General features: G+C 73.8%; 18 protein-coding genes. 3 read left to right on the forward strand and 15 right to left on the reverse strand.

What is annotated here, in order from left to right; all coding sequences use genetic code 11:
- Positions 1 to 3 precede the first annotated feature (3 nt).
- Both IE273_RS08060 and IE273_RS08065 read right to left on the reverse strand, forming a co-directional pair.
- A complete protein-coding gene (locus IE273_RS08060; RefSeq protein WP_189814439.1) occupies positions 4 to 1,710 on the reverse strand; it encodes a hypothetical protein in 1,707 nt (568 codons plus the stop codon).
- 200 nt (positions 1,711 to 1,910) lie between these two features.
- Complete coding sequence (locus tag IE273_RS08065) at positions 1,911 to 3,296, reverse strand: NsdA family TPR-like regulatory protein (protein WP_189814440.1); 1,386 nt, start codon at positions 3,294 to 3,296, stop codon at positions 1,911 to 1,913.
- Positions 3,297 to 3,578: 282 nt separating this feature from the next.
- Here IE273_RS08065 and IE273_RS08070 point away from each other — a divergent pair, with 282 nt between their 5' ends.
- Complete coding sequence (locus IE273_RS08070; RefSeq protein ID WP_189814441.1) at positions 3,579 to 4,244, forward strand: bifunctional DNA primase/polymerase; 666 nt, start codon at positions 3,579 to 3,581, stop codon at positions 4,242 to 4,244.
- Between the two features lie 100 nt (positions 4,245 to 4,344).
- On the opposite strand, the gene IE273_RS08075 is transcribed toward IE273_RS08070, so the two are convergent.
- Both IE273_RS08075 and IE273_RS08080 read right to left on the reverse strand, forming a co-directional pair.
- Complete coding sequence (locus IE273_RS08075) at positions 4,345 to 5,229, reverse strand: alpha/beta fold hydrolase (protein WP_189814442.1); 885 nt, start codon at positions 5,227 to 5,229, stop codon at positions 4,345 to 4,347.
- Between the two features lie 271 nt (positions 5,230 to 5,500).
- On the reverse strand, positions 5,501 to 6,193 hold the full coding sequence (locus tag IE273_RS08080) for an iron-dependent transcriptional repressor DtxR (RefSeq protein ID WP_014673345.1): 693 nt from the start codon (positions 6,191 to 6,193) through the stop codon (positions 5,501 to 5,503).
- 291 nt (positions 6,194 to 6,484) lie between these two features.
- Between IE273_RS08080 and IE273_RS08085 the strand changes: the two genes are divergently transcribed.
- Positions 6,485 to 7,240 (forward strand): SIS domain-containing protein, encoded by a 756-nt coding sequence (locus tag IE273_RS08085; protein WP_189814443.1) that lies wholly within the window; start codon positions 6,485 to 6,487, stop codon positions 7,238 to 7,240.
- A 27-nt stretch (positions 7,241 to 7,267) separates the two neighbouring features.
- Here IE273_RS08085 and IE273_RS08090 read toward each other — a convergent pair whose 3' ends face one another.
- Together IE273_RS08090 and pdxH are read right to left on the reverse strand one after the other, a co-directional pair.
- Positions 7,268 to 8,680, reverse strand: a complete 1,413-nt coding sequence (locus IE273_RS08090) for a PAS domain-containing protein (protein ID WP_189814444.1) — start codon at positions 8,678 to 8,680, stop codon at positions 7,268 to 7,270.
- Between the two features lie 494 nt (positions 8,681 to 9,174).
- The gene (gene pdxH / locus IE273_RS08095; protein ID WP_189814445.1) at positions 9,175 to 9,861 is read right to left on the reverse strand and encodes a pyridoxamine 5'-phosphate oxidase; all 687 of its coding nucleotides are present in this window, start codon (positions 9,859 to 9,861) and stop codon (positions 9,175 to 9,177) included.
- A gap of 176 nt (positions 9,862 to 10,037) precedes the next feature.
- On the opposite strand from pdxH, the gene IE273_RS08100 reads away from it, so the two are divergent.
- Positions 10,038 to 11,138, forward strand: a complete 1,101-nt coding sequence (locus tag IE273_RS08100) for a citrate synthase 2 (protein WP_014673350.1) — start codon at positions 10,038 to 10,040, stop codon at positions 11,136 to 11,138.
- Between the two features lie 56 nt (positions 11,139 to 11,194).
- On the opposite strand, the gene IE273_RS08105 is transcribed toward IE273_RS08100, so the two are convergent.
- The 9 genes from IE273_RS08105 to IE273_RS08145 form a co-directional block, all read right to left on the reverse strand.
- Positions 11,195 to 12,220, reverse strand: a complete 1,026-nt coding sequence (locus IE273_RS08105) for an isopenicillin N synthase family dioxygenase (RefSeq protein WP_189814446.1) — start codon at positions 12,218 to 12,220, stop codon at positions 11,195 to 11,197.
- A 261-nt stretch (positions 12,221 to 12,481) separates the two neighbouring features.
- Positions 12,482 to 13,087, reverse strand: coding sequence for a TetR/AcrR family transcriptional regulator (locus IE273_RS08110; protein ID WP_189814447.1), 606 nt, complete (start codon positions 13,085 to 13,087; stop codon positions 12,482 to 12,484).
- A complete protein-coding gene (locus tag IE273_RS08115; RefSeq protein WP_189814448.1) occupies positions 13,075 to 13,821 on the reverse strand; it encodes an enoyl-CoA hydratase family protein in 747 nt (248 codons plus the stop codon). The genes IE273_RS08110 and IE273_RS08115 overlap by 13 nt, the downstream gene beginning before the upstream one ends.
- Positions 13,818 to 15,386: a 4-coumarate--CoA ligase family protein gene (locus IE273_RS08120; protein WP_189814449.1), complete on the reverse strand. Its 1,569-nt coding sequence runs from the start codon at positions 15,384 to 15,386 to the stop codon at positions 13,818 to 13,820. Before IE273_RS08120 ends, IE273_RS08115 begins: the two co-directional genes overlap by 4 nt.
- A 22-nt stretch (positions 15,387 to 15,408) precedes the next feature.
- On the reverse strand, positions 15,409 to 16,569 hold the full coding sequence (locus IE273_RS08125) for an acyl-CoA dehydrogenase family protein (protein WP_189814450.1): 1,161 nt from the start codon (positions 16,567 to 16,569) through the stop codon (positions 15,409 to 15,411).
- Between the two features lie 54 nt (positions 16,570 to 16,623).
- The gene (locus IE273_RS08130; protein ID WP_189814451.1) at positions 16,624 to 18,471 is read right to left on the reverse strand and encodes an ATP-binding protein; all 1,848 of its coding nucleotides are present in this window, start codon (positions 18,469 to 18,471) and stop codon (positions 16,624 to 16,626) included.
- Positions 18,472 to 18,479: 8 nt separating this feature from the next.
- Entirely contained in the window at positions 18,480 to 20,078 is a 1,599-nt protein-coding gene (locus IE273_RS08135) for an acyl-CoA carboxylase subunit beta (protein ID WP_189814452.1), read from the reverse strand.
- On the reverse strand, positions 20,075 to 21,751 hold the full coding sequence (locus IE273_RS08140; protein ID WP_189814453.1) for an acyclic terpene utilization AtuA family protein: 1,677 nt from the start codon (positions 21,749 to 21,751) through the stop codon (positions 20,075 to 20,077). The genes IE273_RS08135 and IE273_RS08140 overlap by 4 nt, the downstream gene beginning before the upstream one ends.
- A complete protein-coding gene (locus tag IE273_RS08145; protein ID WP_189814454.1) occupies positions 21,748 to 22,542 on the reverse strand; it encodes a TIGR03084 family metal-binding protein in 795 nt (264 codons plus the stop codon). The genes IE273_RS08140 and IE273_RS08145 overlap by 4 nt, the downstream gene beginning before the upstream one ends.
- Between the last annotated feature and the right edge of the window lie 17 nt (positions 22,543 to 22,559).

Genomic DNA, 22,559 nt, shown 5'->3' on the forward strand with positions numbered 1-22,559 from the left:
CGGTCACAGCTGGGTCGGCTGGCGCTGGGTGAGGCCGTACTGCTTGGCGATCGCGTTCCACAGCGCCGCCGCCTTCGTCTTCTGCGCGCTGGCGGTGCCGCTCTCCCGGTTGCCGGCCTGCGTCTCGCCGGTGGTGCGGGCGTGTCCCTTGCGGCAGACCTTGTGCCCCTTGGCCTGGTCCGCCCAGGCCGCGTAGTGGTTGTCGGCCGCGGCGGACGCCTGCCATGCCTTGGTCAGCGCGGCCGTCAGATCGGCGTTGCCGGGCAGCTTGTCCACGGACAGCTTGCCGAGCCGCGTGACCAACTGGCCGCGCTGCCGGGCCGCGTCGCGCAGGCTGGAGGCGGCCTGGTCGAGGTTGTCGCACTGCTTGACGTCCGCCACCGCCTGGATCACCGAGGCCCGGCTGCTGCCGCTGTCCGCGAGCAGCTTGTCCAGCTCGACGGCCTGCTGCCGGGCGGGGTCGACGGCGGGCGAGGCGGAGTCCTGGGTGGCCGGGGAGGCGGCGGCGACCGTCTTGCCGTCCCCGCCCTGGTCCTTGTCTCCGCCGCCGCTGAGCAGCGCGCCGGCGCCGACGCCGAGCACGACGATGCCGACACCGATCGCGGCGATCAGCGGCACCCGCGACCGGCCCCGGCGCCGCCCGCCGTCGTCGTCCGGACCCGCGTCGTACGACGGCTGCGCCGGGCGGTACGACGACTGCGCCGGGCCGGGATAGGCGTCCGGCTGCTGCATCCGCGGCAACTGCTGGGTGGACCCGGCCGGGCTGTCGCCGCCCCCGGGGCCGCCGCGGAAGAGGTTGTCGAACTCGGCGGGCGGCTGCCGGTCCGCCCCCTGCGCCTGGGCCTGGGCGGCGTACGGCGGGATGTACTGCGTGGCCTCCGCGTCCGAGGGCGCGGGCGCCGCCTGCCGGGGCGCCTGGCCGAGGTACCGCGTCTCCTCGCCGGCCGACTCCGCCGGCAGCGCGCCGGGCGCGACCGGCGGCATGTACTGGGTGGCCGCCTCGTGAACACCGTTCCCGGCGGGAACCGGCGGTATGTACTGGGTGGCGCCGTCGGCCGACGCCGCCGGCACGGGCGGTATGTACTGGGTGGCGCCCTCGTCGCCGGGCGTGGCGGGGCCGGCGGGGACCGGCGGGAAGTACTGGGTCGCACCGTCCGCGCTCGGGGGCAGCGGGGCGCCCGCGGCCGGGTACGCGGACGGCTGCGGCGCGGCGGCGGGCCGGCCCGGGGCGGGCTGCGCCGGGTACGGCTGCTGCTGCGCGTGCTGCTGGTACGGGTCGGGCGCGCCGTACGCGGGCTGCTGGGCCGCGCCGTAGGCACCGGGGCCGGCCTGGCCGCCGCCGTACTGCGCCTCCTGACCGCCGTAGGACGCCGTCGGGCCGCCGTAGCCAGGGGCCTGGCCGCCGTACGACGGGGCCGGGGCGCCCTCGGGGGGCAGCGGGCCGGGGTTCGCGGCGGACGGGGGCCGCTGGTCGGGGCCGCCGGGGGCGTCCCACTGCGGCGCTGCCGCCGGGGGCCAGCCCTGGTCCGGCTGGGGCGCCTGCTGCTCGGGGCCCCAGGAACCGCCCCAGGACTGTCCGCCGGCCGGGTGGGCGGGGGCGGGCGTCCCGGTCATGCCCGGCAGCAGGGGCTCTCCTCCGTCGGAGGGCAGCACGATGCCTTCGCGCGCGGTCCGCGCCGAGGGCTCCTCGCCCTGTCCACTCTGCGTCACCGGGACTCCTACTAATGGGGGACCTTGTGAATCGTCGGCTCACGCTACCGGCTCCCCCGAGCCCCGTGCCACGCAGCGCGGTTCGCGACCTCCTCCCTGTGACCGCGGTAACACCGCCGTTCCGCGATGCGCCGTGCACGGCACCCGGCGCACACCCGGGTGCCGTTTCCCGTTCGTTCACGCGCCGGCGGGGCTGGTGTTCACGCGGCCTGCTGGAGATCGAGCCGCGCCCCGAACTCCCGTACCACCGCCTCCTCCCGGAAGGGCTCCAGCCGCTGCTGGAGGTCGTCCAGGTACTCGGCGCCCCGGTTGGAGCGGAGCGTCTCCAGCAGTTCCACCGCCTTCATGCCCGTGGCGCAGGCCTGCTCGATCTCGCGCTGCTGCACCTGGGCCGTGGCGAGCAGCACATAGCCGATGGCGCGCCGGCGGGCCCGGGACTCCGGGTGCCCGGCCAGCGACTGCTCGGCGTACCGCGCGGCCTGGTCGGCCTGTCCGAGGTCACGGTGGCAGTGGGCCAACTCGTCGGCCAGGTAGGCCTCGTCGAAGTGGGCGATCCACACCGGGTCGTCCCCGGCGGAGTCGTCCGCCCGTTCCATCGCGGTGACCGCCTGCCCGCCGGCCGCCTGTGCCGCGCGCGCGTCTCCGAGCAGGGCGTGCCCGCGCGCCTCGGCGGCGTGGAACATCGCCTCCACGCGCGGGGTCACCTGCCCGCGTGCCCCCTCCTGCGCCGCCCGCGCCAACTGGGCGATCTCACGTGGGTTCCCGAGCTGCGCGGCGAGGTGGCTCATGGACGCGGCGAGCACGTAACCGCCGTATCCACGGTCCCCGGCGGCCTGCGCGAGCCGCAGCGACTGGATGTAGTACCGCTGGGCGAGGCCCGGTTGCCCGGTGTCGACGGCCATGTACCCCGCCAGCTCCGTCAACCGGGCGACGGCGGCGAAGAGTTCCCGGCCGACCGCCTCCCGGTAGGAGCCCGCGAGCAGCCCGGAGACGACGCTGTTGAGGTAGTGCACGACGACCGGGCGCACATGCCCGCTGCCGTACTGGTGGTCGAGGTCCACCAGCGCCCGGGTCATGGACCGTACGGCCGCCACGTCGGACTGGCCCACCCGCGGACCCGCCTGCCGGGCCACCTGCGGGTCCGGCGCCGAGATCAGCCAGTCGCGGCTCGGCTCGACCAGCGCGGAGGCGGCGACGGAGGAGCCGGACAGGAAGTCCCTGCGCCCCACGTCGCTGCGCCACAGCTCGCAGACCTGCTCGATGGCCCCCAGTACCGTCGGCGAGAACTGGAGACCGACCCCCGAGGCGAGGTTCTTGCCGTTGGCCATGCCGATCTCGTCGATCGTGACCGTACGGCCGAGCTTGCGCCCGAGCGCCTCGGCGATGATCGCCGGGGCCCGGCCCCGCGGCTGCTGGCCGCGCAGCCAGCGGGCCACGGACGTCTTGTCGTAGCGCAGGTCGAGGCCGTGCTCGGCGCCGCACATGTTGACCCGCCGGGCCAGTCCGGCGTTCGAGCACCCCGCTTCCTGGATGAGTGCCTGCAACCGTTCGTTCGGCTGCCTCGCCACGAGAGGCCTTGCGGCCATGTGCTACCCCCTGCGGTGCGATCCCCTGGAGCATGTCGCGATCTTCCGGAACACAAAGTTCCGGCCGGAAGATCACTGCCCAGCTGACATACCGTCAATGCGCGACATGTGCGGTTTGCCGGGGTAAGACGCTTGCCCCCATCCCTGGCTACCCATCTCACGCCCCGCCCCCTCCCGCGCGCCCCCGGCCATGCACCCATGCGCCCCGACTGCCGAATCGATGCTCCTCCCCCGCGCGCGTTACGGCCGTAACTCCAGGTGGGCGCGGGAGTTGAGTGGAACGTGGAAGAGACGATCGCGGGCGCCCAAGACACTCAGACGGCCGGTCACATCCCGCAGCAGCGCGGGGAATCGCTGCTGGAGAACGCCGTACGCTACGCCGAGGAACGGCACTGGGACGTGTTCCCGGGTACCTGGCTGGAAGCCGTCGACGGCAGGCAGCGCTGCTCGTGCGGCGACGCCTCCTGCCCTGCGCCGGGTGCGCACCCCGCGCGCCCCGACTGGGCGACCCAGGCGACCGGCGGTGCGACCGTCGTGCGCCGGATGTGGCAGAAGCAGCCGGCGGCGGCGATCCTGCTGCCGACGGGCCGGACGTTCGACGCGCTGTCCGTCCCGGAGAGCGCGGGGTTCCTGGCGCTCGCCCGTATGGAGCGGATGGAACTGACGCTCGGGCCGGTCACCTTGACCCCGGACCGGCGCATGCAGTTCTTCGTCCTGCCCGGCGCGACCGCGAAGGTGCCGGAGCTGGTGCGGAAGCTCGGCTGGTCACCGGCGTCACTGGACCTCATGGCCCTGGGCGAGGGCGCGTACGTGGCGGCGCCGCCCACGCGGTTCGGGTCCCGGGGGGCCGTGCAGTGGGCCTGCCGGCCGACACCGGCGAACCGGTGGCTGCCGGACGCGGAGGAGTTGATCTCGCCGCTGGCCTATGCGTGCGGGAGGGATCGTTAGCCGGTGCACCCCCTCGTCTGCCGGGTCGTTCTCTCGCCGGCGGGTGCGGGTGAGTGGTGCGACCAGCCGTGACACACGGACCCGGCGGACTCCTGAGCGCTCAGTCCCCGGGCAAGCCGTCGAGGAACGGTGACACGGCGGCCCGCCAGGCCACCGGCAGGTCGTAGTGGGCCAGGTGCCCCGCGTCCGGGACCTCCGCGTACTCCCCGCGCGGCAGCACCCGCACCATCTCCTGGGCCTCCGCCCGCCCCAGCTCACCGTCCACGCCGCGCACCACCAGCGTCGGGCACCGGACCTGCGCCAGCTCCTCCCAGTGGGCGTCGTAGATCCATGTCTCGCGGGAGCTGAGCATCTGTTCGGGGTCGAAGACGGGCCGCCAGCCGTCCTCGCACTCGTGCATCACCTCGGCGTAGAAGGACCCGCGCGCGGGGTTCGGGCGCTCCACCCAGGGGTCGTCCTCGCCGAACCACTTGCGGACGTCGGCCAGGCTGGCGAAGGGGACGGGCCAGGACCGGAACCAGTCGGCCCACTCGCGCTGGGAGGCGGCGCCGAGGGCGGAGGCCCGCATGTCGCAGATGATCAGGCCGCGCACCAGGTCGGGGCGCTTGGCGGCGAGCTGCCAGGCGGTCAGCGCGCCCATGGCGTGGCCGATGAGGAGGACGGGTGCGAGGCCGAGCTGTTCCACGGCGGCCTCCGCGTCCTCGATGTAGGCCTCGCGGGTGTACGCGGCGCGCGGGGGCTTCTCGCTCTGGCCGTGGCCGCGCTGGTCGAGCGCCACGGCGCGGTGGCGGCCGGCGAGCCAGCGGGCGGTGGGCGCCCAGTGGGAGGCGCGGCCCATCAGACCGTGAAGTAAGAGCACGCCGGGAGCGCCGGACTCCGCGCCCCCCTCGGCGTCCGGATCCGCCTCCGGTTTCGGAGGGTCGGCGAACTCCCAGGCGGCCAGGCGCACCCCGCCCGCTCCCGTCACCTCGATACGCCGTGCCATCTGACCTGGCCCCCCAGCTCCGCCGTCCTCGTCGCCCAGCCACTTCAGGTTATCGAATGCCTATTCGAAAATTGGGTATCCGCCGACAACACCCCTCATTTGAGTGACACCCCTCAGGGAATGATCGCCTCAGCCGAGGGGATGTCTTCTGGCGGGAGGCGGACCGCTCGGGGAAAAGCCGGTCCGAGGGGATGACCCTGAGAGCTCGGGGCTCCGGGTCAGCACAGGGGAGGACAGGCCCCGGCGCGCAAGCGCCGGGGCCCTCTCCGTCTCAGCGCTTGGCGACGAACACGTGGGAGGCGGTGTCCGCCTCCAGCTCGGCCGCCTCGCCGCCGCTGCCCACCAGCACGCCACCGGGCGACTCCGTCACGCTCACCACCGAACCGGGCTGCACACCCGCGCGCCGTAGCGTGTACATCAGCTGCGCGTCCGTCTGGATCGGCTCGCCGATACGGCGGACGACGACCGTCTTGCCGTCCGAGCCCGGGTCCAGGTCGGCCAGCGACACCATGCTCTCGTCCAGGAACGGGTCCGCGCCGTCCTTCTCGCCCAGCTCCTCCAGGCCCGGGATGGGGTTGCCGTACGGCGACTCGGTGGGGTGCCGCAGCAGCTCCAGCACGCGGCGCTCCACGGCCTCGCTCATCACGTGCTCCCAGCGGCACGCCTCCGCGTGCACCTGCTCCCACTCCAGCCCGATCACGTCGACGAGCAGGCATTCGGCCAGGCGGTGCTTGCGCATCACGCGCGTCGCCAGCCGGCGGCCCTCGTCCGTCAGCTCCAGGTGGCGGTCACTGGCCACGGAGACCAGGCCGTCGCGCTCCATCCGCGCCACCGTCTGGCTCACCGTCGGCCCGCTCTGGTCCAGCCGCTCCGCGATGCGGGCGCGCATGGGGACGACGCCTTCCTCTTCGAGTTCGAGGATGGTGCGGAGATACATCTCCGTGGTGTCGATCAGTCCGGACATACGTGCCCCTCGATTACCTCTGCCGGCGGCCGGCCGCGTGCGCTGGCCCTGCACCAATTCTGCCGGATCCCACTGACAAGCGGGCGGCACCGGGAAAACGGGGGCCGACTCGGGCGTGCGGGGCGGTCCCGGGGGCGGGGCGGTCCCGGGGGCGGGGCGAGGGCGGGTGTGCGGGTGGCTGGTCGCGCGGTTCCGCGCGCCCCTCCGGGCGGCTCCGCCCGGCCGTATTGACACCGCACTGGTCCAGACCGCACGGTGATCCGCGACACAGACGCTGCGAAGGGGCACCGCATGAGCGACGGCACGCCTGCCGACCTGTTCTTCGACGCCGCCATCGGCCTGCTGCAACGGGTCCGCGACGAGGAGGCCGGGGCGATCACCGCGGCCGGCACCCTGCTCGCCGACACCGTCGCGGCCGGCGGCCGGCTGTTCGCATTCGGCGCCGGGCACTCCTCCCTGGCCGCCCAGGACGTCGTCTACCGCGCGGGCGGCCTGGCCCTGATGAACCTGCTCGCCGTCCCCGGGGTCGTCGGCGTCGACGTCACCCCGGCGACCCTCGGGTCCGCCCTCGAACGCGTGGACGGTCTCGCGAGCGCCGTCCTGGAGACGTCGCCACTGCGCGCCGGTGACGCCCTCGTGATCATCTCCCTGTCCGGCCGCAACGCGCTGCCCGTGGAGATGGCCCTCACCGCCCGCTCCCTCGGCGTGAAGGTCATCGGCGTCACCTCGGTGGCGTACGCCTCGGAGACGACGTCCCGGCACTCCTCCGGCACCTTCCTCAAGGACCACTGCGACGTCGTCCTCGACTCGAAGATCGCCGTCGGGGACGCGGAACTCACCCTCGACACCATCCCGGCGCCCTTCGCCCCCGCGTCCACGGTCGTCACCAGCGCCCTGATGCAGGCCGTCATGGCGACCACCGCCGCCACCCTCGCCGACCGCGGCATCGAACCCCCGCTGCTGCGCTCCGGCAACGTCGACGGCGGCCACGAGTGGAACGGCCGGGTGATGACGGAGTACGGCGACCGGATCTTCTACCGGCACTGACCACGCACCGGGAACGCCCCGCGCCCGTCAGGGTGCCCGCTTCTCCGGGCGGTCGCGCAGCGTCTCCGCCAGGTCGAGTGCCGTTGCGATCCGTACGGCCACGTCCTCCGCGTACGCCGTGTCGGACCGTTCGAAGCGGCTGCGGCCGGAACCGCGCAGGAACGTCACGACGCCCAGCGTCCGGCCCCGGCTGCGCAGCACCACGCACAGCGCGTGCACCGCGTCGCCGGGCCACTGGCGCTCCAGTGCCCATTCCCGCGCCCGCTGGGCGGAGACCGATCCGGCGTCCGCGCGCACGGTGCCGCCCCGCTCCACGCACTGGAGCGCCGGGTGGCCCTCCGGATAGCGCAGGGGAAGCCCGGCCGCGCCCGTGAGCAGGCTCGGGCCCGGCGCCCCGGCGGGCGTGGCCGCGAGCCGTACCAGCCGGACGGGACCCGGGTCGTCCGTACCCTCGGCGCGCGGGCGGTCCGCCACCCGGTCGACGAGGGCGTGGTCGGCGAAGCCGGCGAGGGCGAAGTCCAGGTGGACGGTGGCCGCCTCCGCCGGGTCCTCGCACTCGGCCGCGGCCCGTGCCGCCCGGTGCAGCTGGTTGGTCCGGAACCGCAGCAGGGCCGCCTCCTGCTCGCCCTGCTTGGCCTCGGTGACGTCCACGAACAGCCACCCCACCCCAAGCGGCACCGGCTCCTCGGCGAGCGGTGAGGCCAGCCGCAGGAACCCGCTGCGCCAGCAGCGCCGCTTCTCGCCCTCGGGGGCGCGGACGGTCACCCACATATCGGCGGGGGCCGGCGGCGCGCCCTCGGCCAGGACGTGGGTCAGCGCGCCCTCCAGTTCCTCCACGCCCTGCGCGAGCAGTTCGCCCAGCGGACGTCCCAGTACGGACGTGCGCCCCACCCCCAGCGCCCGCGCCGCGTGCGCGTTCACCACGGCGGGCCGCAGGTCGGCGTCGACCAGGACGACTCCCCAGGACGCGTCCTCGAACAGCGCCTCGCTCAGCGCGATCGACCGCTCCAGGTCGATCTGCGCGTGCACCTCGCTGAACGCGCAGTACACCCCAGCGGGCCTCCCGTCGGGTCCGCGTACGGCGGCCGACTGCGTCCGCACGAGCACCCGCCCGCCGCCCTTGGTGACCAGCGCGAACTCGTGCACCTGCCGGCCCGGCCCCCGCATCGCCGACATCAGCCGCGCCTGCACCTCCTCGGCGTCGGCGCTGCGCACCGCCCAGCCGGCGAACCCGTGCCGCCCGACGGCCTCGGCGGCCGTCCAGCCGAGGATCCGCTCGGCCTCCCGGTTCCAGTGGGTCACGACCCCGTCGGCGTCGAAGGCGCACAGCGCCGCGTCCATGCCGTCGAGCAGCGCGGCGAGCAGATCGGAGCCGCCGGACTCACCGGGCTCGTCCGGCCCCAGTTCATCAGTGGCCCCACTCCGCCGCGAAGCACTCACCTGGACCCCCTGGAGACCGCGTCCGCGCACGCACGGCGCTCGGTTCGCTCACTGCCCTTCATTCAACTGGAACGTGACACACCCCACACCCTGTTCCCGCAAGTTTGCGGAGATCAATGCCCCCGTCCACGCCCCGGGCCGCCCGATGGGCCCGTTCTCGTCGACCGCCGTCCACGAGTGGTCGGAGTGGGCGGAGAACCGGCGGGTGAAAAAACCGGTTGAGTCCGTCGCGGGGGCTTCCTAGGGTGTCGGTTACACGAGAAGGGAGGTGGTTCGGCAGATGTATGAGAACCGGACGCGTGAGGTGGCTGCGGGCTAGGGCCCGTCACCACACCATGTGCGGTGCCGGACCAGCGCGCGAACCGTGCGTGCAGCCGGCCCAATCCCAAGCAGTCACCCGACCCGCGGGCTGCCGGTACGTCCGGCCGGCTCCTCCTTGAGGAACCCAGCCCGCGGGTCGTCTGCGTTCTCGCCCGCCCCCTCCGGGCCCCCGGTCAGGGGCTGAGGCGTTCGACCTTCCAGGTGCCGTCCGGCTGGGCGACGTAGCGCAGGCGGTCGTGCAGGCGGTTCTCGCGGCCCTGCCAGAACTCGATCGTCTCCGGGGTGACGCGGAAGCCGCCCCAGTGCGGGGGGACCGGGACCTGTTCGTCCTCCGGGTAGCGGGCTTCGAGCGCGGCGTAGGCCGTGTCCAGCTCCGTGCGGGAGGCGATCACCGTGGACTGGGCGCTGGCCCAGGCGCCCAACCGGGAGCCGTGCGGGCGGGTGCGGAAGTAGGCGGCGGTCTCCTCGCGGCCGGTGCGCCGGGCGGTGCCGGTGACGATGACCTGGCGGGCCAGCGGGTGCCAGGGGAAGAGCAGCGAGACGTGCGGGTTCTCCGCCAGATCACGGCCCTTGCGGGAGTCGTAGTTGGTGAAGAAGACGAAGCCCTCGGTGTCGTACTGCTTCATCAGCACCGTGCGTGAGCTGGGGCGGCCCTCGGCGTCCGCCGTGGAGACGACCATGGCGTTGGGCTCGTAGAGCGTGCCGTGCAGGGCCGCGCGGGCGGCGTCCTCGAACCACCGGGTGAACTGGTCCATCGGATGGGTGGCGAGATCCTGTTCGGCGAGGCCGTCGGCCCGGTACTGCTTGCGCATGGCGGCGGGATCGAGGACGGGATCCAGGAGCGGGTCACGGTCGGTCACGCGGTCATCTTGCCGTATCGAACGGGTATGGCACTCAGTGTCGTGTGGTATCCCCAACTGTGGCACCGGGGGTTATCGTGCTGCTCCCTTTGCGGTTGGGTTGACCACGGGTGACCACCGGCAGATCGGGGCATCACCGGGGTGACCGCCGCCCACACATCACGAGGAGCCGCCTGATGTCCGATTTCGTACCCGGGCTCGAAGGGGTCATCGCGTTCGAGACGGAGATCGCCGAACCGGACAAGGAGGGCGGCGCCCTGCGCTACCGGGGCGTCGACATCGAGGACCTGGTCGGCCACGTCTCCTTCGGGAACGTGTGGGGACTTCTGGTCGACGGCGCCTTCAACCCCGGCCTGCCGCCCGCCGAGCCGTTCCCGATCCCCGTCCACTCCGGTGACATCCGCGTGGACGTCCAGTCGGCGCTCGCCATGCTCGCCCCCGTGTGGGGGCTGCGGCCCCTGCTCGACATCGACGAGGGGCAGGCCCGGGAGGACCTGGCGCGGGCCGCCGTCATGGCCCTGTCGTACGTCGCCCAGTCCGCGCGCGGCCAGGGGCTGCCGATGGTGCCGCAGCGCGAGATCGACAAGGCGAACTCGGTGGTGGAACGGTTCATGATCCGGTGGCGGGGCGAGCCGGACCCCAAGCACGTGGCGGCCGTGGACGCCTACTGGACCTCCGCCGCCGAGCACGGCATGAACGCGTCCACCTTCACCGCCCGGGTCATCGCCTCCACCGGCGCGGACGTCGCCGCCGCGCTGTCCGGCGCGGTGGGTGCGATGTCCGGGCCGCTGCACGGCGGCGCGCCCTCGCGCGTGCTCGGGATGATCGAGGAGATCGAGCGCACGGGGGACGCGGAGGCGTACGTCAAGCGGACGCTCGACCGGGGCGAGCGGCTGATGGGGTTCGGGCACCGGGTCTACCGGGCCGAGGACCCCCGGGCCCGGGTGCTGCGGCGCACGGCCCGTGAGCTGGGCGCCCCGCGGTTCGAGGTCGCCGAGGCGCTGGAGAAGGCCGCGCTGGAGGAGCTGCACAACCGGCGGCCGGACCGGGTGCTCGCCACCAACGTGGAGTTCTGGGCCGCGATCATGCTGGACTTCGCCGAGGTGCCGGCGCACATGTTCACGTCGATGTTCACGTGCGCCCGTACAGCCGGGTGGTCGGCGCACATCCTTGAGCAGAAGCGGACGGGGCGGCTGGTGCGGCCTTCCGCCCGGTACGTGGGTCCGGGGCCGCGCAGCCCGCGGGACATCGAGGGGTTCGCGGACATCGCCCACTGAGAGGGGTGCCCGGGGCGCGGGTGCGTCGTGACCGCCCGCGCCCCTGGGCCGGCTGCTCACGCCGGCGTCAGCAGGCTCCCGTGGTGCCTCCGCGCCACCAGCGGGTGGGCCCTCAGCTTGCCCTTCAGTTCGTTGTAGCCGTACTCGGCGTACAGGGGGTTCGTCGGGTCCGTCGTGATGCCGGGCGCCTCGGCCGCGTGCGGGAAGGGGAGCGGCTCGATCCGCGCGTCCAGGCGGGGGTTGTAGAAGAACGGGACCGAGAAGCGCTCGGTGGCCCCGGGCGGGCTGACGACCCGGTGGTTGGTGGCCAGGAGGTAGCCGTTGGTGGCGACCTCCAGGAGTTCGCCGAGGTTGACGACGAACGCGCCCTCGATGGGCGGGACGTCGTGGAAGCGGCCGTCCTCGCGCTGGACCTGGAGGCCGCCGACCGTGTCCTGGAGGAGCAGGGTCAGGAAGCCGTAGTCCTTGTGGGCGCCGACGCCCTGGCCGGTGCCGTCGTCCGCGCTGCCGGGGTAGCGGACGAGCTTGAGGTGCGGGTGGGCGCGGTCGCCGAAGACCGGGTCGTAGAAGCCGGCCGGGGCGCCGATGGCGGTCAGCAGTTCCCGCAGGAGCCGGTGGGCGACCCCGCTCAGCTTGTCGATCCAGGCCAGGGCGGCCGTGCGGAGTCCGGGCAGCGCGGCCGGCCACTGGTTGGGGCCCTGGAGCCACCAGTACGGCGGCTCGCCGGGGCCGGGGACGCGGGCGGGGCGTTCGGCGCCGATGTCGAGCTGGTCGCGCCAGTCGCGGGCGCCGCCGGTGCGCTCGTCGCCGGTGCGGGTGTAGCCCCGGAAGTGCGGGGAGCCGACGTTGTCCAGGGCGAGCCGGTCGGCCTCGGGGAGGGCGAAGAAGGCGCGCATGGCGGTGAGCAGCGCGTCGGTCTCGGCCCGGGTCACGCCGTGGCCGACGAGCTGGAAGAAACCGACGTCGTGGGCGGCGCCGTGCAGCTGGGCGTGGAGCAGGGCGCGGGCCCGCGGGTCGCCGTCGGCGGCCGACAGGTCGATGATCGGGAGCTGGTCGTACGACGTCACTGTGCGCGTGGTCATGATGCGTCCGCGGGGTGTACGGGGCACGGGTGACCGCCGAGGGGTGGTGGCGGCCCCCGGGTGCCGGAAAAGGGAGGAAGCAAGAGAAGGGGGCTGGTCAGGCGGAGAGGTGCCGACAGCCCATGCTCGTGACGCGCACGTAGTCCACGTGGCGGCGGCGAACGAGCATCGGAAGCATGGGCCAAGGGTAACGCGCCCCCACGGTGGCCCCCGGCACGATCCCGGCCCCGGTACGCCGGACCGGTGCGGCCCGGCCCGGCCTCAGCCCAGCGCCTCCTCCAGCAGCGCCGCCCACTGGGCGACGACCCGTTCGCGGCGGGCGGTGTCGTCGGTGAGGAGGTTGGCGAGGCCCAGGCCCCGGGCCATGTCCAGCAGACCCTGGACGGTTTCACGGACGCCGGGGCGGGACTCGTCGGCGCCCAGGAGGTCGACGGCGATGCGGTGGGTCTCGCGGCCGACCCGGGCCTCCAACTCGGTCACGCGCGGACGCAGTTGTGCCTCGTCGGAGGCGGCGACCCACAGGTGCAGGGCGGCCCGGAACAGGGGGCCGGTGTAGAGGTCGACCAGGGCGGACACGACGGCCCGGCGGTCGGCGGCGCCGTCCGGGAACAGGGCCCGCAGCGCGAGGGAGCGTTCCTCGGAGACGTACTCGACGGCGGCGGTGAAGAGGTCTTCCCTGGTCGGGAAGTGGTGCTGGGCGGCGCCCCGGGAGACACCGGCCCGCTCGGCCACGACGGCGACCGTGGAGCCCGCCCAGCCGCGCTCGGCGAGGCAGGCCACGGCGGCTTCCAGGAGCCGCTGCCGGGTGGCCCGGCTGCGGTCCTGCTTGGGCACGCGTTCCCGTTCCGTCGTGCTCACACCACCCATGCCGCATCACGTCTTTCCAGGAAGGCCGTCATCCCCTCCCGGGCCCGGGGGGAGGAGAACAGCCGGGCCGAGAGCGCGGTCAGCTCGGCCGCGTCCCGGTCGAATGTCTCCAGCACCCTAGCCGTGAGCAGCCGTTTCGTCTCGGCCAGGGCCTGCGGGGAGGAGCGGCGCAGGCCGTCCAGGACGGGGGCCAGGGCGTCGTCGACGTCGTCCGCCGTCGCCGTCAGCAGGCCCAGGCGCACGGCCTCGGCCGGGTCGAAGCGCTCGCCGGTGAGGTAGTAGCGGGCCAGGGCGCGGGGGTCGGTGCGCGGGATCACCGGCAGGGAGATCACGGCGGGGGCGACGCCGATGCGCACCTCGGTGAAGGCGAAGGTGGCGTCGGTGGAGGCGGCGGCGATGTCGCAGGCGGCGAGCAGGCCGAGGCCGCCGGCGCGGACATGGCCGGTGACACGGGCGACGACGGGTTGCGGCAGCTCCACGATCTGCCGGAGCAGGGCCACCAGGGCGTCGGGGTCGGGCGGGTCGCGCAGGTCGGCGCCGGCGCAGAACGTCGTACCGGTGTGGGTGAGGACCACGGCCCGTACGTCCGGGTCCTCGCCGCAGTCGGTCAGCGCCGCGGCGAGTTCCGTGACGAGTGCGGCGGACAGGGCGTTGCGCGTGCCGGTGGAGTCCAGGCTGAGGGTCTCGACGGCACGCGCGCGCGTGCGCCCGATCAGTGCGGTCGGGTCCGTCATGTGTGCTCCCTGAGCTGTCGGCGCAGGATCTTGCCGGAGGTGGCGCGGGGGACGGTGTCGATGAAGGTGACCCGGCGGACCCGCTTGTACGGGGCGACGCGTTCGGCGACGTACCGCAGGACGTCGTTCTCGGTCGGGCCGTCGGCGGTGGGGGCGCGGACGACGAAGGCGTGCGGGACCTCGTTGCCGTCCTCGTCGTACGCGCCGATGACGGCCGCGTCGGCGACGTCCGGGTGGGTGAGCAGGAGCGCCTCCAGTTCGGCGGGGGCCACCTGGAAGCCCTTGTACTTGATCAGTTCCTTCACCCGGTCGACCACGAACAGCCAGCCGCCGGCGTCGACGTACCCGATGTCCCCGGTGCGCAGCCAGCCGTCGGCGTCGATCATCGCGGCGGTGGCGTCGGGGCGGGCCAGGTAACCCTTCATCACCTGGGGGCCCCGGATCAGGATCTCGCCGGACTCGCCGGTGCGGAGGTCCTCGCCGGCGTCGTCCAGGGAGACGATCCGCATCTCGGTGCCGGCGATGAGCCTGCCGACCGTGCCGGCGGGGGCCTCGCGCAGCCGGTCCAGGGGGACGACATGGGTGCCGGGGGACAGTTCGGTCATGCCGTACGCCTGGCCGATCGGGGGCAGGCCCAGGCGCTCGGCGCAGGCGACGGCGAGCCGGGCGTCCAGCGGGGCGGCGGCGCTGATGACGTACTCCAGCGAGGAGAGGTCGTAGCGGCTGACCGCCGGGTGCTTGGCGAGGGCGAGGACGATCGGCGGGGCGACGTACAGGCCGGTGATGCGGTGCTTCTCGATCGCGGCGAGGAACGTCTCCAGCTCGAAGCGCGGCAGGACGACGACCGTGGCGCCCTTGCGCAGGGGCGCGTTCATCAGGGCGGTGAGGCCGTAGATGTGGAAGAACGGCAGGACGGCGAGGATGCGGTCGCCGGGTCCGGCGGGGACGGCGGGCTCCAGCTGGGCGAGGTTGGTGGCGATCTGCCGGTGGGTGAGCATGACGCCCTTGGGGGTACCGGTGGTGCCGGAGGAGTACGGCAGCGCGGCGACGTCCTCGGCCGGGTCGATGCCGGTCTCCGGCTCGGGGGCGTTGGTGGCGAGCAGGTCGGTCAGCGAGCGGTGCCCGGGGGCGCTGTCGCACACGAGGATCTCCCGTACGCCGCCCGCGAGTTCGGCGGCCCGGCGGGCGGTCTCCAGCAGCGGGGAGACGGTGACGATCCAGCGGGCCGCGCTGTCGCGGAGCTGCCCCGCGAACTCCTCGGCGGTGGCGAGCGGGTGCACGGTGGTGACGGCGGCACCCGCGCGCGTGGCGGCGTGGAAGGCGACGGGGAACGCGATCGTGTTGGGGCTGTGCAGGGCGAGGACGTCGCCCTTGCGGACGCCCGTCTCGGCGAGGGCGGCGGCCAGGCGCCGGTGGAACCGGTCCACCTGCTCGTACGTGAGGGTGGTGCCGTCCGTGCCGTCGATGAGGGCCGGCCGGTCGCCGAAGGCGGCGGCCCGGCCCAGGACGGCCTCGTGGATGGGGAGTGCCACGGGCGGAACGTCTGCGTACTCGCTGCGGAACACGGTTCCTCCTCGCACAGGGCGCCTAGTACGACTTGGGCAGGCCCAGGGTCTGGTGGGAGACGTAGTTGAGAATCATCTCCCGGCTCACCGGGGCGATACGGGACACGCGCGCGGCCGTTATCAACGAGGCGAGCCCGAACTCGCGCGTGAGCCCGTTGCCGCCGAGGGTGTGCACGGCCTGGTCCACGGCCCGCACGCAGGCCTCGCCCGCCGCGTACTTGGCCATGTTCGCGGCCTCGCCCGCGCCGATGTCGTCGCCGGCGTCGTAGAGGTGGGCCGCCTTCTGCATCATCAGCCGGGCCAGTTCCAGGTCGATGTGCGCCTGCGCCAGGGGGTGCGCGATGGCCTGGTGGGCGCCGATGGGGGCCTTCCACACCGTGCGGTCACGGGCGTAGTCGACGGCCTTGGCGAGCGCGTACCGGCCCATGCCGATGGCGAACGCGGCGGTCATGATCCGCTCGGGGTTGAGTCCCGCGAAGAGCTGGAGGAGCCCCGCGTCATCGTCGCCGACCAGTGCGCCGGCGGGCAGCCGTACGTCGTCCAGGACCAGCTCGAACTGCTTCTCGGCGGCGTTGAGTTCCATGTCGATGGGGTGTTTCTGGAAGCCCTCAGCGTCCGTCGGGACGATGAACAGGCAGGGCTTGAGCCGTCCGGTGCGGGCGTCCTCGGTACGGCCGACGATCAGCACGGCGTCGGCCATGTCGACCCCGGAGATGAACACCTTGCGGCCGGTGAGCAGCCAGTCGGCGCCGTCCCGGCGGGCCGTGGTGGTGATGCGGTGGCTGTTGGAGCCGGCGTCGGGCTCGGTGATCCCGAAGGCCATGAGGCGGGTGCCGTCGGCGAGTCCGGGGAGCCACTGCCGTTTCTGGTCCTCCGTGCCGAAGCGGGATATCACCGTGCCGCAGATGGCGGGTGACACGACGAGCATGAGCAGCGGCGAGCCCGCGGCGCCCAGCTCTTCGAGCACGATGGACAGTTCCGCTATGCCGCCTCCTCCGCCGCCGTACTCCTCCGGAAGGTTGACGCCGAGGTAGCCGAGTTTTCCCGCCTCGCTCCACAGTTCGGTGGGCGGCTTGCCCTCGGCGACCGTGCGGGTGAGGTAGTCGCGGCCGTAGCGCTTGCCGAGGGCGGCTACCGCCGACCGGAGGGCCTTGTGTTCTTCGGACTCGATGAGAGTGGTCATCGGACTCCTTCGGGCTGCGGGTGATCCGTGGCTGGGCGCGCGGTTCCCCGCGCCTTAGGTGGGTTGGACTACCGCCAGCACCGTGCCTGGCTCCACCTGCTGCCCCGGCTTGGCGTGGAGGGCCGTGAGCGTTCCCGCCGCCGGGGCCGAGATCTGGTGCTGCATCTTCATCGCCTCCAACCAGATGAGGCCCTGGCCCGCCCGAACCGTTGCCCCTTCGGCCAGACCCTCGGCGGTCCTGACCACCGTGCCCGGCATCGGGGCCACCAGGGACCCCGGCGCGAGCTGGTCCGCCGGGTCGGGGAAGCGGGGCAGGGCGGTGAGGCGGGTGGTGTTGACGTGGACCTCGTCGCCGTACCGGGCGACCTCGAACCTCCGGCGTACGCCGTCCACTTCGAGCACCACCAGACCCGCCTCCGCGTGCACGACCCGGACGCCGTCGGCGGCCAGGCCCTCCCGCGTGTGCCGGTACCGGACCTCGTGCTCCTCGCCGTCCATCCGGTACCGCTTCACCTGCGGCTGGGAGGGGACGTTGCGCCAGCCGCCGAAGCGCGAGCGGCCGTGGGCGTCGGCGAGGGCCGCGGCCAGGGGGGCGTGGGGGTCGGAAGCGGGCTCGGTCAGGGCGTCGAGGTGGCGGTCGTAGAAGCCGGTGTCCATGCGTCCGCTCGTGAACTCCGGGTGGCGCAGGGAGCGTACGAGCAGGTCGCGGTTGGTTACCGGGCCGTGGACCGCGGCGGACTCCAGCGCGCCCGCGAGCCTGCGGACCGCCTCCGCGCGCGTGGGGGCGTGGGCGACGACCTTGGCGAGCATCGGGTCGTAGTGGACGCCGATGGTGTCGCCGTCGGTGTAACCCGTGTCCAGGCGGACGCCCTCCGGTACGGCGAGGCGGTGCAGGGTGCCCGTCTGGGGGGTCCAGTCACGGGCGGGGTCCTCCGCGTAGAGGCGGGCCTCGACGGCGTGGCCCCGCGCGCGCGGGGGCTCGCTCTCCAGCGCGTGGCCCTCGGCGATCCGGATCTGTTCCGCGACCAGGTCCAGGCCGAAGACCGCCTCGGTGACGGGGTGTTCGACCTGGAGGCGGGTGTTCATCTCCAGGAAGTGGGCGCGGCCGTCGGCGACCAGGAACTCGACGGTGCCCGCGCCGACGTAGGAGACGGCGCGGGCGGCGCGCACGGCCAGTGTGCGCAGCTCCTGTGCGAGCGCCGTGGTGAGTCCGGGCGCCGGGGCCTCCTCGACGACCTTCTGGTGGCGGCGCTGGAGGGAGCAGTCGCGGGTGCCGAGCGGCCAGACGGTGCCGTGGGTGTCGGCGAGGATCTGCACCTCCACGTGGCGGCCGTGTTCGAGGTACGGCTCCACGAAGACCTCACCGTCGCCGAAGGCGCTCGCGGCCTCGGTGCGCGCGCCCTCCAGCGCGGCCGGCAACTCGTCCAGGCGGCGCACGATCCGCATCCCGCGCCCCCCGCCGCCGGCCGCCGCCTTCACCAGGACGGGCAGGTCGGTGCCGGTGACGGCGGCCGGATCGAGCGGGGCGAGGCCCATGAGCCGCTTGGCGCGGGTCTTGGACGCCATGGCCTCGATGGCCCGCGGGGGCGGGCCGATCCAGACCAGGCCGGCGTCGAGGACGGCGCGGGCGAAGCCGGGATTCTCGGAGAGGAAGCCGTAGCCGGGGTGCACGGCGTCGGCGCCGGACGCCAGGGCCGCCTTCACGATCAGGTCGCCGCGCAGGTACGTCTCGGCGGGCGCCGCGCCCGGCAGCCGTACCGCCGTGTCGGCCACGCGCGCGTGGAGCGCGTTCGCGTCGGCGTCGGAGTGCACCGCGACCGTCCGGATTCCCAGCTCACGGCAGGTGCGGAAGACACGGCAGGCGATCTCGCCCCGGTTGGCGACGAGCACACTGGAAATCACGGGATCCCTCACATCCGGAAGACGCCGAAGCCACCGCGCGCGCCCTCGTAGGGCGCGGTGTGCAGGGCGGAGAGGCACAGGCCGAGGACGGTGCGGGTGTCGCGCGGGTCGATGACGCCGTCGTCGTACAGCCGCCCGGACAGGAACATGGGCAGCGACTCGGACTCGATCTGCTGCTCCACCATGGCGCGCAGGGCCGCGTCCGCGTCCTCGTCGTACGGCTGTCCCTTGGCCGCCGCCGACTGCCGGGCGACGATCGACAGCACGCCGGCGAGCTGCTGCGGGCCCATGACGGCGGACTTGGCGCTGGGCCAGGAGAACAGGAAGCGGGGGTCGTAGGCCCGGCCGCACATGCCGTAGTGCCCGGCGCCGTACGACGCGCCCATGAGGACCGACAGGTGCGGGACCCTGCTGTTGCTGACCGCGTTGATCATCATCGCGCCGTGCTTGATGATCCCGCCCTGCTCGTACTCCCTGCCGACCATGTAGCCGGTGGTGTTGTGCAGGAAGAGCAGCGGGATGTCGCGCTGGTTGGCGAGCTGGATGAACTGGGCGGCCTTCTGCGACTCGGCGCTGAACAGGACGCCCTGGGCGTTGGCCAGGATGCCGACGGGGTAGCCGTGCAGGGCCGCCCAGCCGGTGACCAGGCTGGTGCCGTACAGCGGCTTGAACTCGTCGAAGTCGGAGCCGTCCACGATCCGGGCGATGACCTCGCGCGGGTCGAACGGGATCTTCAGGTCCCCGGGGACGATGCCCAGCAGCTCCTCCGGGTCGTACTCGGGCGGCTCGGCCGGGCCGGGGTCCGGGTGGGCCTTGCGGTGGTTGAGACGGGCCACGACCCGGCGGGCCTGGCGCAGCGCGTCCGGCTCGTCCAGGGCGAAGTGGTCGGCGAGGCCGGACACGCGCGCGTGCATCTCGGCGCCGCCCAGCGACTCGTCGTCGCTCTCCTCGCCGGTCGCCATCTTCACCAGCGGCGGCCCGCCGAGGAACACCTTCGCGCGCTCCTTGACCATGATCACGTGGTCGGACATGCCGGGGATGTAGGCGCCGCCGGCGGTGGAGTTGCCGAAGACGACGGCGATCGTCGGGATGCCGGCGGCGGAGAGCCGGGTGAGGTCGCGGAAGATCGCGCCGCCCGGGATGAAGATCTCCTTCTGGGACGGCAGATCGGCTCCGCCCGACTCCACCAGGCTGATGCAGGGCAGCCGGTTGGCGAGCGCGATGTCGTTCGCGCGGAGGGCCTTCTTCAGGCTCCACGGGTTGCTGGCGCCGCCGCGCACGGTCGGGTCGTTGGCGGTGATCAGGCACTCCACGCCCTCGACCACGCCGATCCCGGTGACGAGGGAGGCGCCGACGGGGTACTCGCTGCCCCAGGCGGCCAGCGGGGACAGCTCCAGGAACGGGGTGTCGGGGTCCAGCAGCAGCTCGATGCGCTCGCGGGGCAGCAGCTTGCCGCGCCCCCGGTGCCGCTGGACGTACTTCTCACCGCCGCCCGCGAGTGCCTTGGCGTGCTCGGCCTCCAGCTCGGCGAGCTTGGCGAGCATGGACTCGCGGTGGGCCCGGTGGTCGGGGGCGGTGGGGTCGACAGTGGTCCGCAGAACCGTCACAGCAGAGTCTCCGGGATGTCCAGGTGGCGGGAGCGCAGCCATTCGCCGAGGGCCTTGGCCTGCGGGTCGAAGCGGGCCTGTGCGGCGACGCCGGCGCCGAGGACGCCCTCGACGACGAAGTTGAGCGCGCGCAGGTTCGGGAGCACGTGCCGGGTGACGGGCAGGTCGCGGGTCTCGGGCAGCAGCCGCCGGAAGGCGTCGGTGGTCAGTGCGCGGGCGAGCCACCGCCAGGCCTCGTCCGACCGTGCCCACACCCCCACGTTGGCGTTCCCGCCCTTGTCCCCGCTGCGTGCCCCGGCGACCAGGCCGAGGGGCGCCCGGCGGGTCGGGCCGGGCGGGAGGGGTTCCGGGAGGGGCGGGGGCACTACGGCGTCGAGGGGCCGGGTGTCCTGGGGCGGCGGCACGGGGACACGGCGTCCGTCGTGGAGGACGGCCCTGTGGTCCACGTCCCCATGGGGCACGTACACATCCTCGAAGACCCCATAGGGGGCGCCACTTCCGGGTGGGGACAGCACATGGAAGCCCGGGTAGCTGCCGAGGGCCAGCTCCACGGCGGCCCCGCTGAGCGCCCGCCCCACGACCCGCTGGTCCGGGTCCCGTACGACGAGCCGCAGCAACGCGCTGGCCGTCTCCTCGGTGTCCGCGTCGGCCCGGTCGGTGCGCACCAGTTCCCAGCGGACCTCCCGCGGCGGCGACTTGGCGAGCGCGTCGGCGAGCTGCTCCCGCACCAGGGCCGCCTTGGCCTCGATGTCCAGTCCGGTGAGGACGAAGACGACCTCGTTGCGGAAGCCGCCGAGCCGGTTGACCCCGGCCTTGAGCGTGGGCGGCGGCGCCTCCCCGCGCACCCCCTCGATCCGTACCCGGTCCGGCCCGTCCTGGCTCAGCCGTACGGTGTCCAGCCGGGCGGTGACATCGGGTCCGGCGTACCGGGCGCCGCCGGTCTCGTACAGCAGTTGCGCGGTGACCGTGCCCACGTCCACGAAGCCGCCGGTGCCCGGGTGCTTGGTGATCACGCTGGTGCCGTCGGCGTGGATCTCGGCGAGCGGGAAGCCGGGACGCCGTACGTCCCCCTCGCCGAAGAACGGGTAGTTGCCGCCCGTGGCCTGGGTCCCGCACTCCAGCACGTGCCCGGCGACGACGGCACCGGCGAGCCGGTCGTGGTCCGCCGGCCCCCATCCGAAGTGGGCGGCGGCGGGGCCGGTGACGAGCGCCGCGTCGGTCACCCGGCCGGTGACCACCACGTCGGCCCCGGCCCGCAGGCACGCGGCGATGCCGAAGCCGCCGAGATAGGCGTGGGCGGCGAGGGCGCCCGGGTGGGCGGCGGTCAGGTCGTCGCCCTCGACGTGCGCGACCCGCGCCGGGATGCCGAGCCGGTCCGCCGACTTCCGTATCTCGTCGGCGAGTCCGGCGGGGTTGAGGCCGCCCGCGTTGGTGACGATCCGCACGCCGCGTTCGTGGGCGAGGCCCAGGCAGTCCTCCAGCTGGCGCGGGAAGGTGCGGGCGTACCCGGCGGCCGGGTCCTTCAGCCGGTCACGGCCGAGGATGAGCATGGTGAGTTCGGCGAGGTAGTCACCGGTGAGGACGTCGACCTCGCCGCCGGTGAGCATCTCGCGCAGGGCGTCCGCGCGGTCGCCGTAGAAGCCGGAGAAGTTGCCGATGCGCAGCGGGTTCACCGGCCGGTCCCCTTCGGCGGGCGGCCGGTGCCGGGCGGGCCCGCGAAGGCCTGGGCGATGTCGAGCCAGCGGTCGGCGTCCGGGCCGGTGGCCGTCAGCGCGAGGTCGTCCCGGTGGGCGCGCTGGGTGACCAGGAGGCAGAAGTCGAGGGCGGGGCCGGTGACGCGCTGGGCGGCGCGCTCGTCGCCGTACGCCCACACCTGACCGGAGGGTGCGGTCAGTTCCACCCGGAACTCCTCGTCCGGCGGCGTCAGTCCGTGCACTCCGAAGGCGAAGTCACGGGTCCGCACCCCGAGTCGGGCCACATGCCGGAGCCGGTCGGTGAGTGGGCGCACCACACCCAGGGCGTCGGCGATGTCCAGCCCGTGGGCCCAGGTCTCCATGAGCCGGGCCGTGGCCATGGAGGCGGCGGACATGGGCGGGCCGTACCAGGGGAAACGGGCACCGGCCGGTGCGTCGCGCAGGGCCCGGTCGAGGGCGGTGCGCCCGCCGCGCCAGGCCGCCAGCAGTTCGGCGGGCGGGAGTACGGCGCCCTCCTCCGCTCCCTCGTCCACGAACGAGCCGGGTGCGGCGAGCGCCTTCTCGACCAGCGCCCGGAAGGCGTCGGCGTCGGTGACGGCCAGCAGGGCCGAGCGGTCGGTCCAGGCGAGGTGCGCGATCTGGTGGGCGACGGTCCAGCCGGGTGCCGGAGTGGGCAGGGCCCACTGGGATGGACTCAACTCGGCCACGAGACGGTCGAGTTCACCGCTTTCGGCACGCAGGTCGTCGATGACGGGCGTCGGGTCGGCCATGGGGGGAGCATGGCAGC

The sequence above is a fragment of the Streptomyces olivaceoviridis genome (assembly GCF_014650115.1).
Classification (GTDB): domain Bacteria; phylum Actinomycetota; class Actinomycetes; order Streptomycetales; family Streptomycetaceae; genus Streptomyces; species Streptomyces olivaceoviridis.

What these genes read in the sequence shown, in the direction of transcription:
- IE273_RS08065 (WP_189814440.1), bottom strand. Translation starts at nt 3,296, where the DNA reads ATGGCCGCAAGGCCTCTCGTGGCGAGGCAGCCGAACGAACGGTTGCAG.
- IE273_RS08075 (WP_189814442.1), bottom strand. Translation starts at nt 5,229, where the DNA reads ATGGCACGGCGTATCGAGGTGACGGGAGCGGGCGGGGTGCGCCTGGCC.
- IE273_RS08080 (WP_014673345.1), bottom strand. Translation starts at nt 6,193, where the DNA reads ATGTCCGGACTGATCGACACCACGGAGATGTATCTCCGCACCATCCTC.
- IE273_RS08085 (WP_189814443.1), top strand. Translation starts at nt 6,485, where the DNA reads ATGAGCGACGGCACGCCTGCCGACCTGTTCTTCGACGCCGCCATCGGC.
- IE273_RS08100 (WP_014673350.1), top strand. Translation starts at nt 10,038, where the DNA reads ATGTCCGATTTCGTACCCGGGCTCGAAGGGGTCATCGCGTTCGAGACG.
- IE273_RS08105 (WP_189814446.1), bottom strand. Translation starts at nt 12,220, where the DNA reads ATGACCACGCGCACAGTGACGTCGTACGACCAGCTCCCGATCATCGAC.
- IE273_RS08110 (WP_189814447.1), bottom strand. Translation starts at nt 13,087, where the DNA reads ATGGGTGGTGTGAGCACGACGGAACGGGAACGCGTGCCCAAGCAGGAC.
- IE273_RS08115 (WP_189814448.1), bottom strand. Translation starts at nt 13,821, where the DNA reads ATGACGGACCCGACCGCACTGATCGGGCGCACGCGCGCGCGTGCCGTC.
- IE273_RS08125 (WP_189814450.1), bottom strand. Translation starts at nt 16,569, where the DNA reads ATGACCACTCTCATCGAGTCCGAAGAACACAAGGCCCTCCGGTCGGCG.
- IE273_RS08145 (WP_189814454.1), bottom strand. Translation starts at nt 22,542, where the DNA reads ATGGCCGACCCGACGCCCGTCATCGACGACCTGCGTGCCGAAAGCGGT.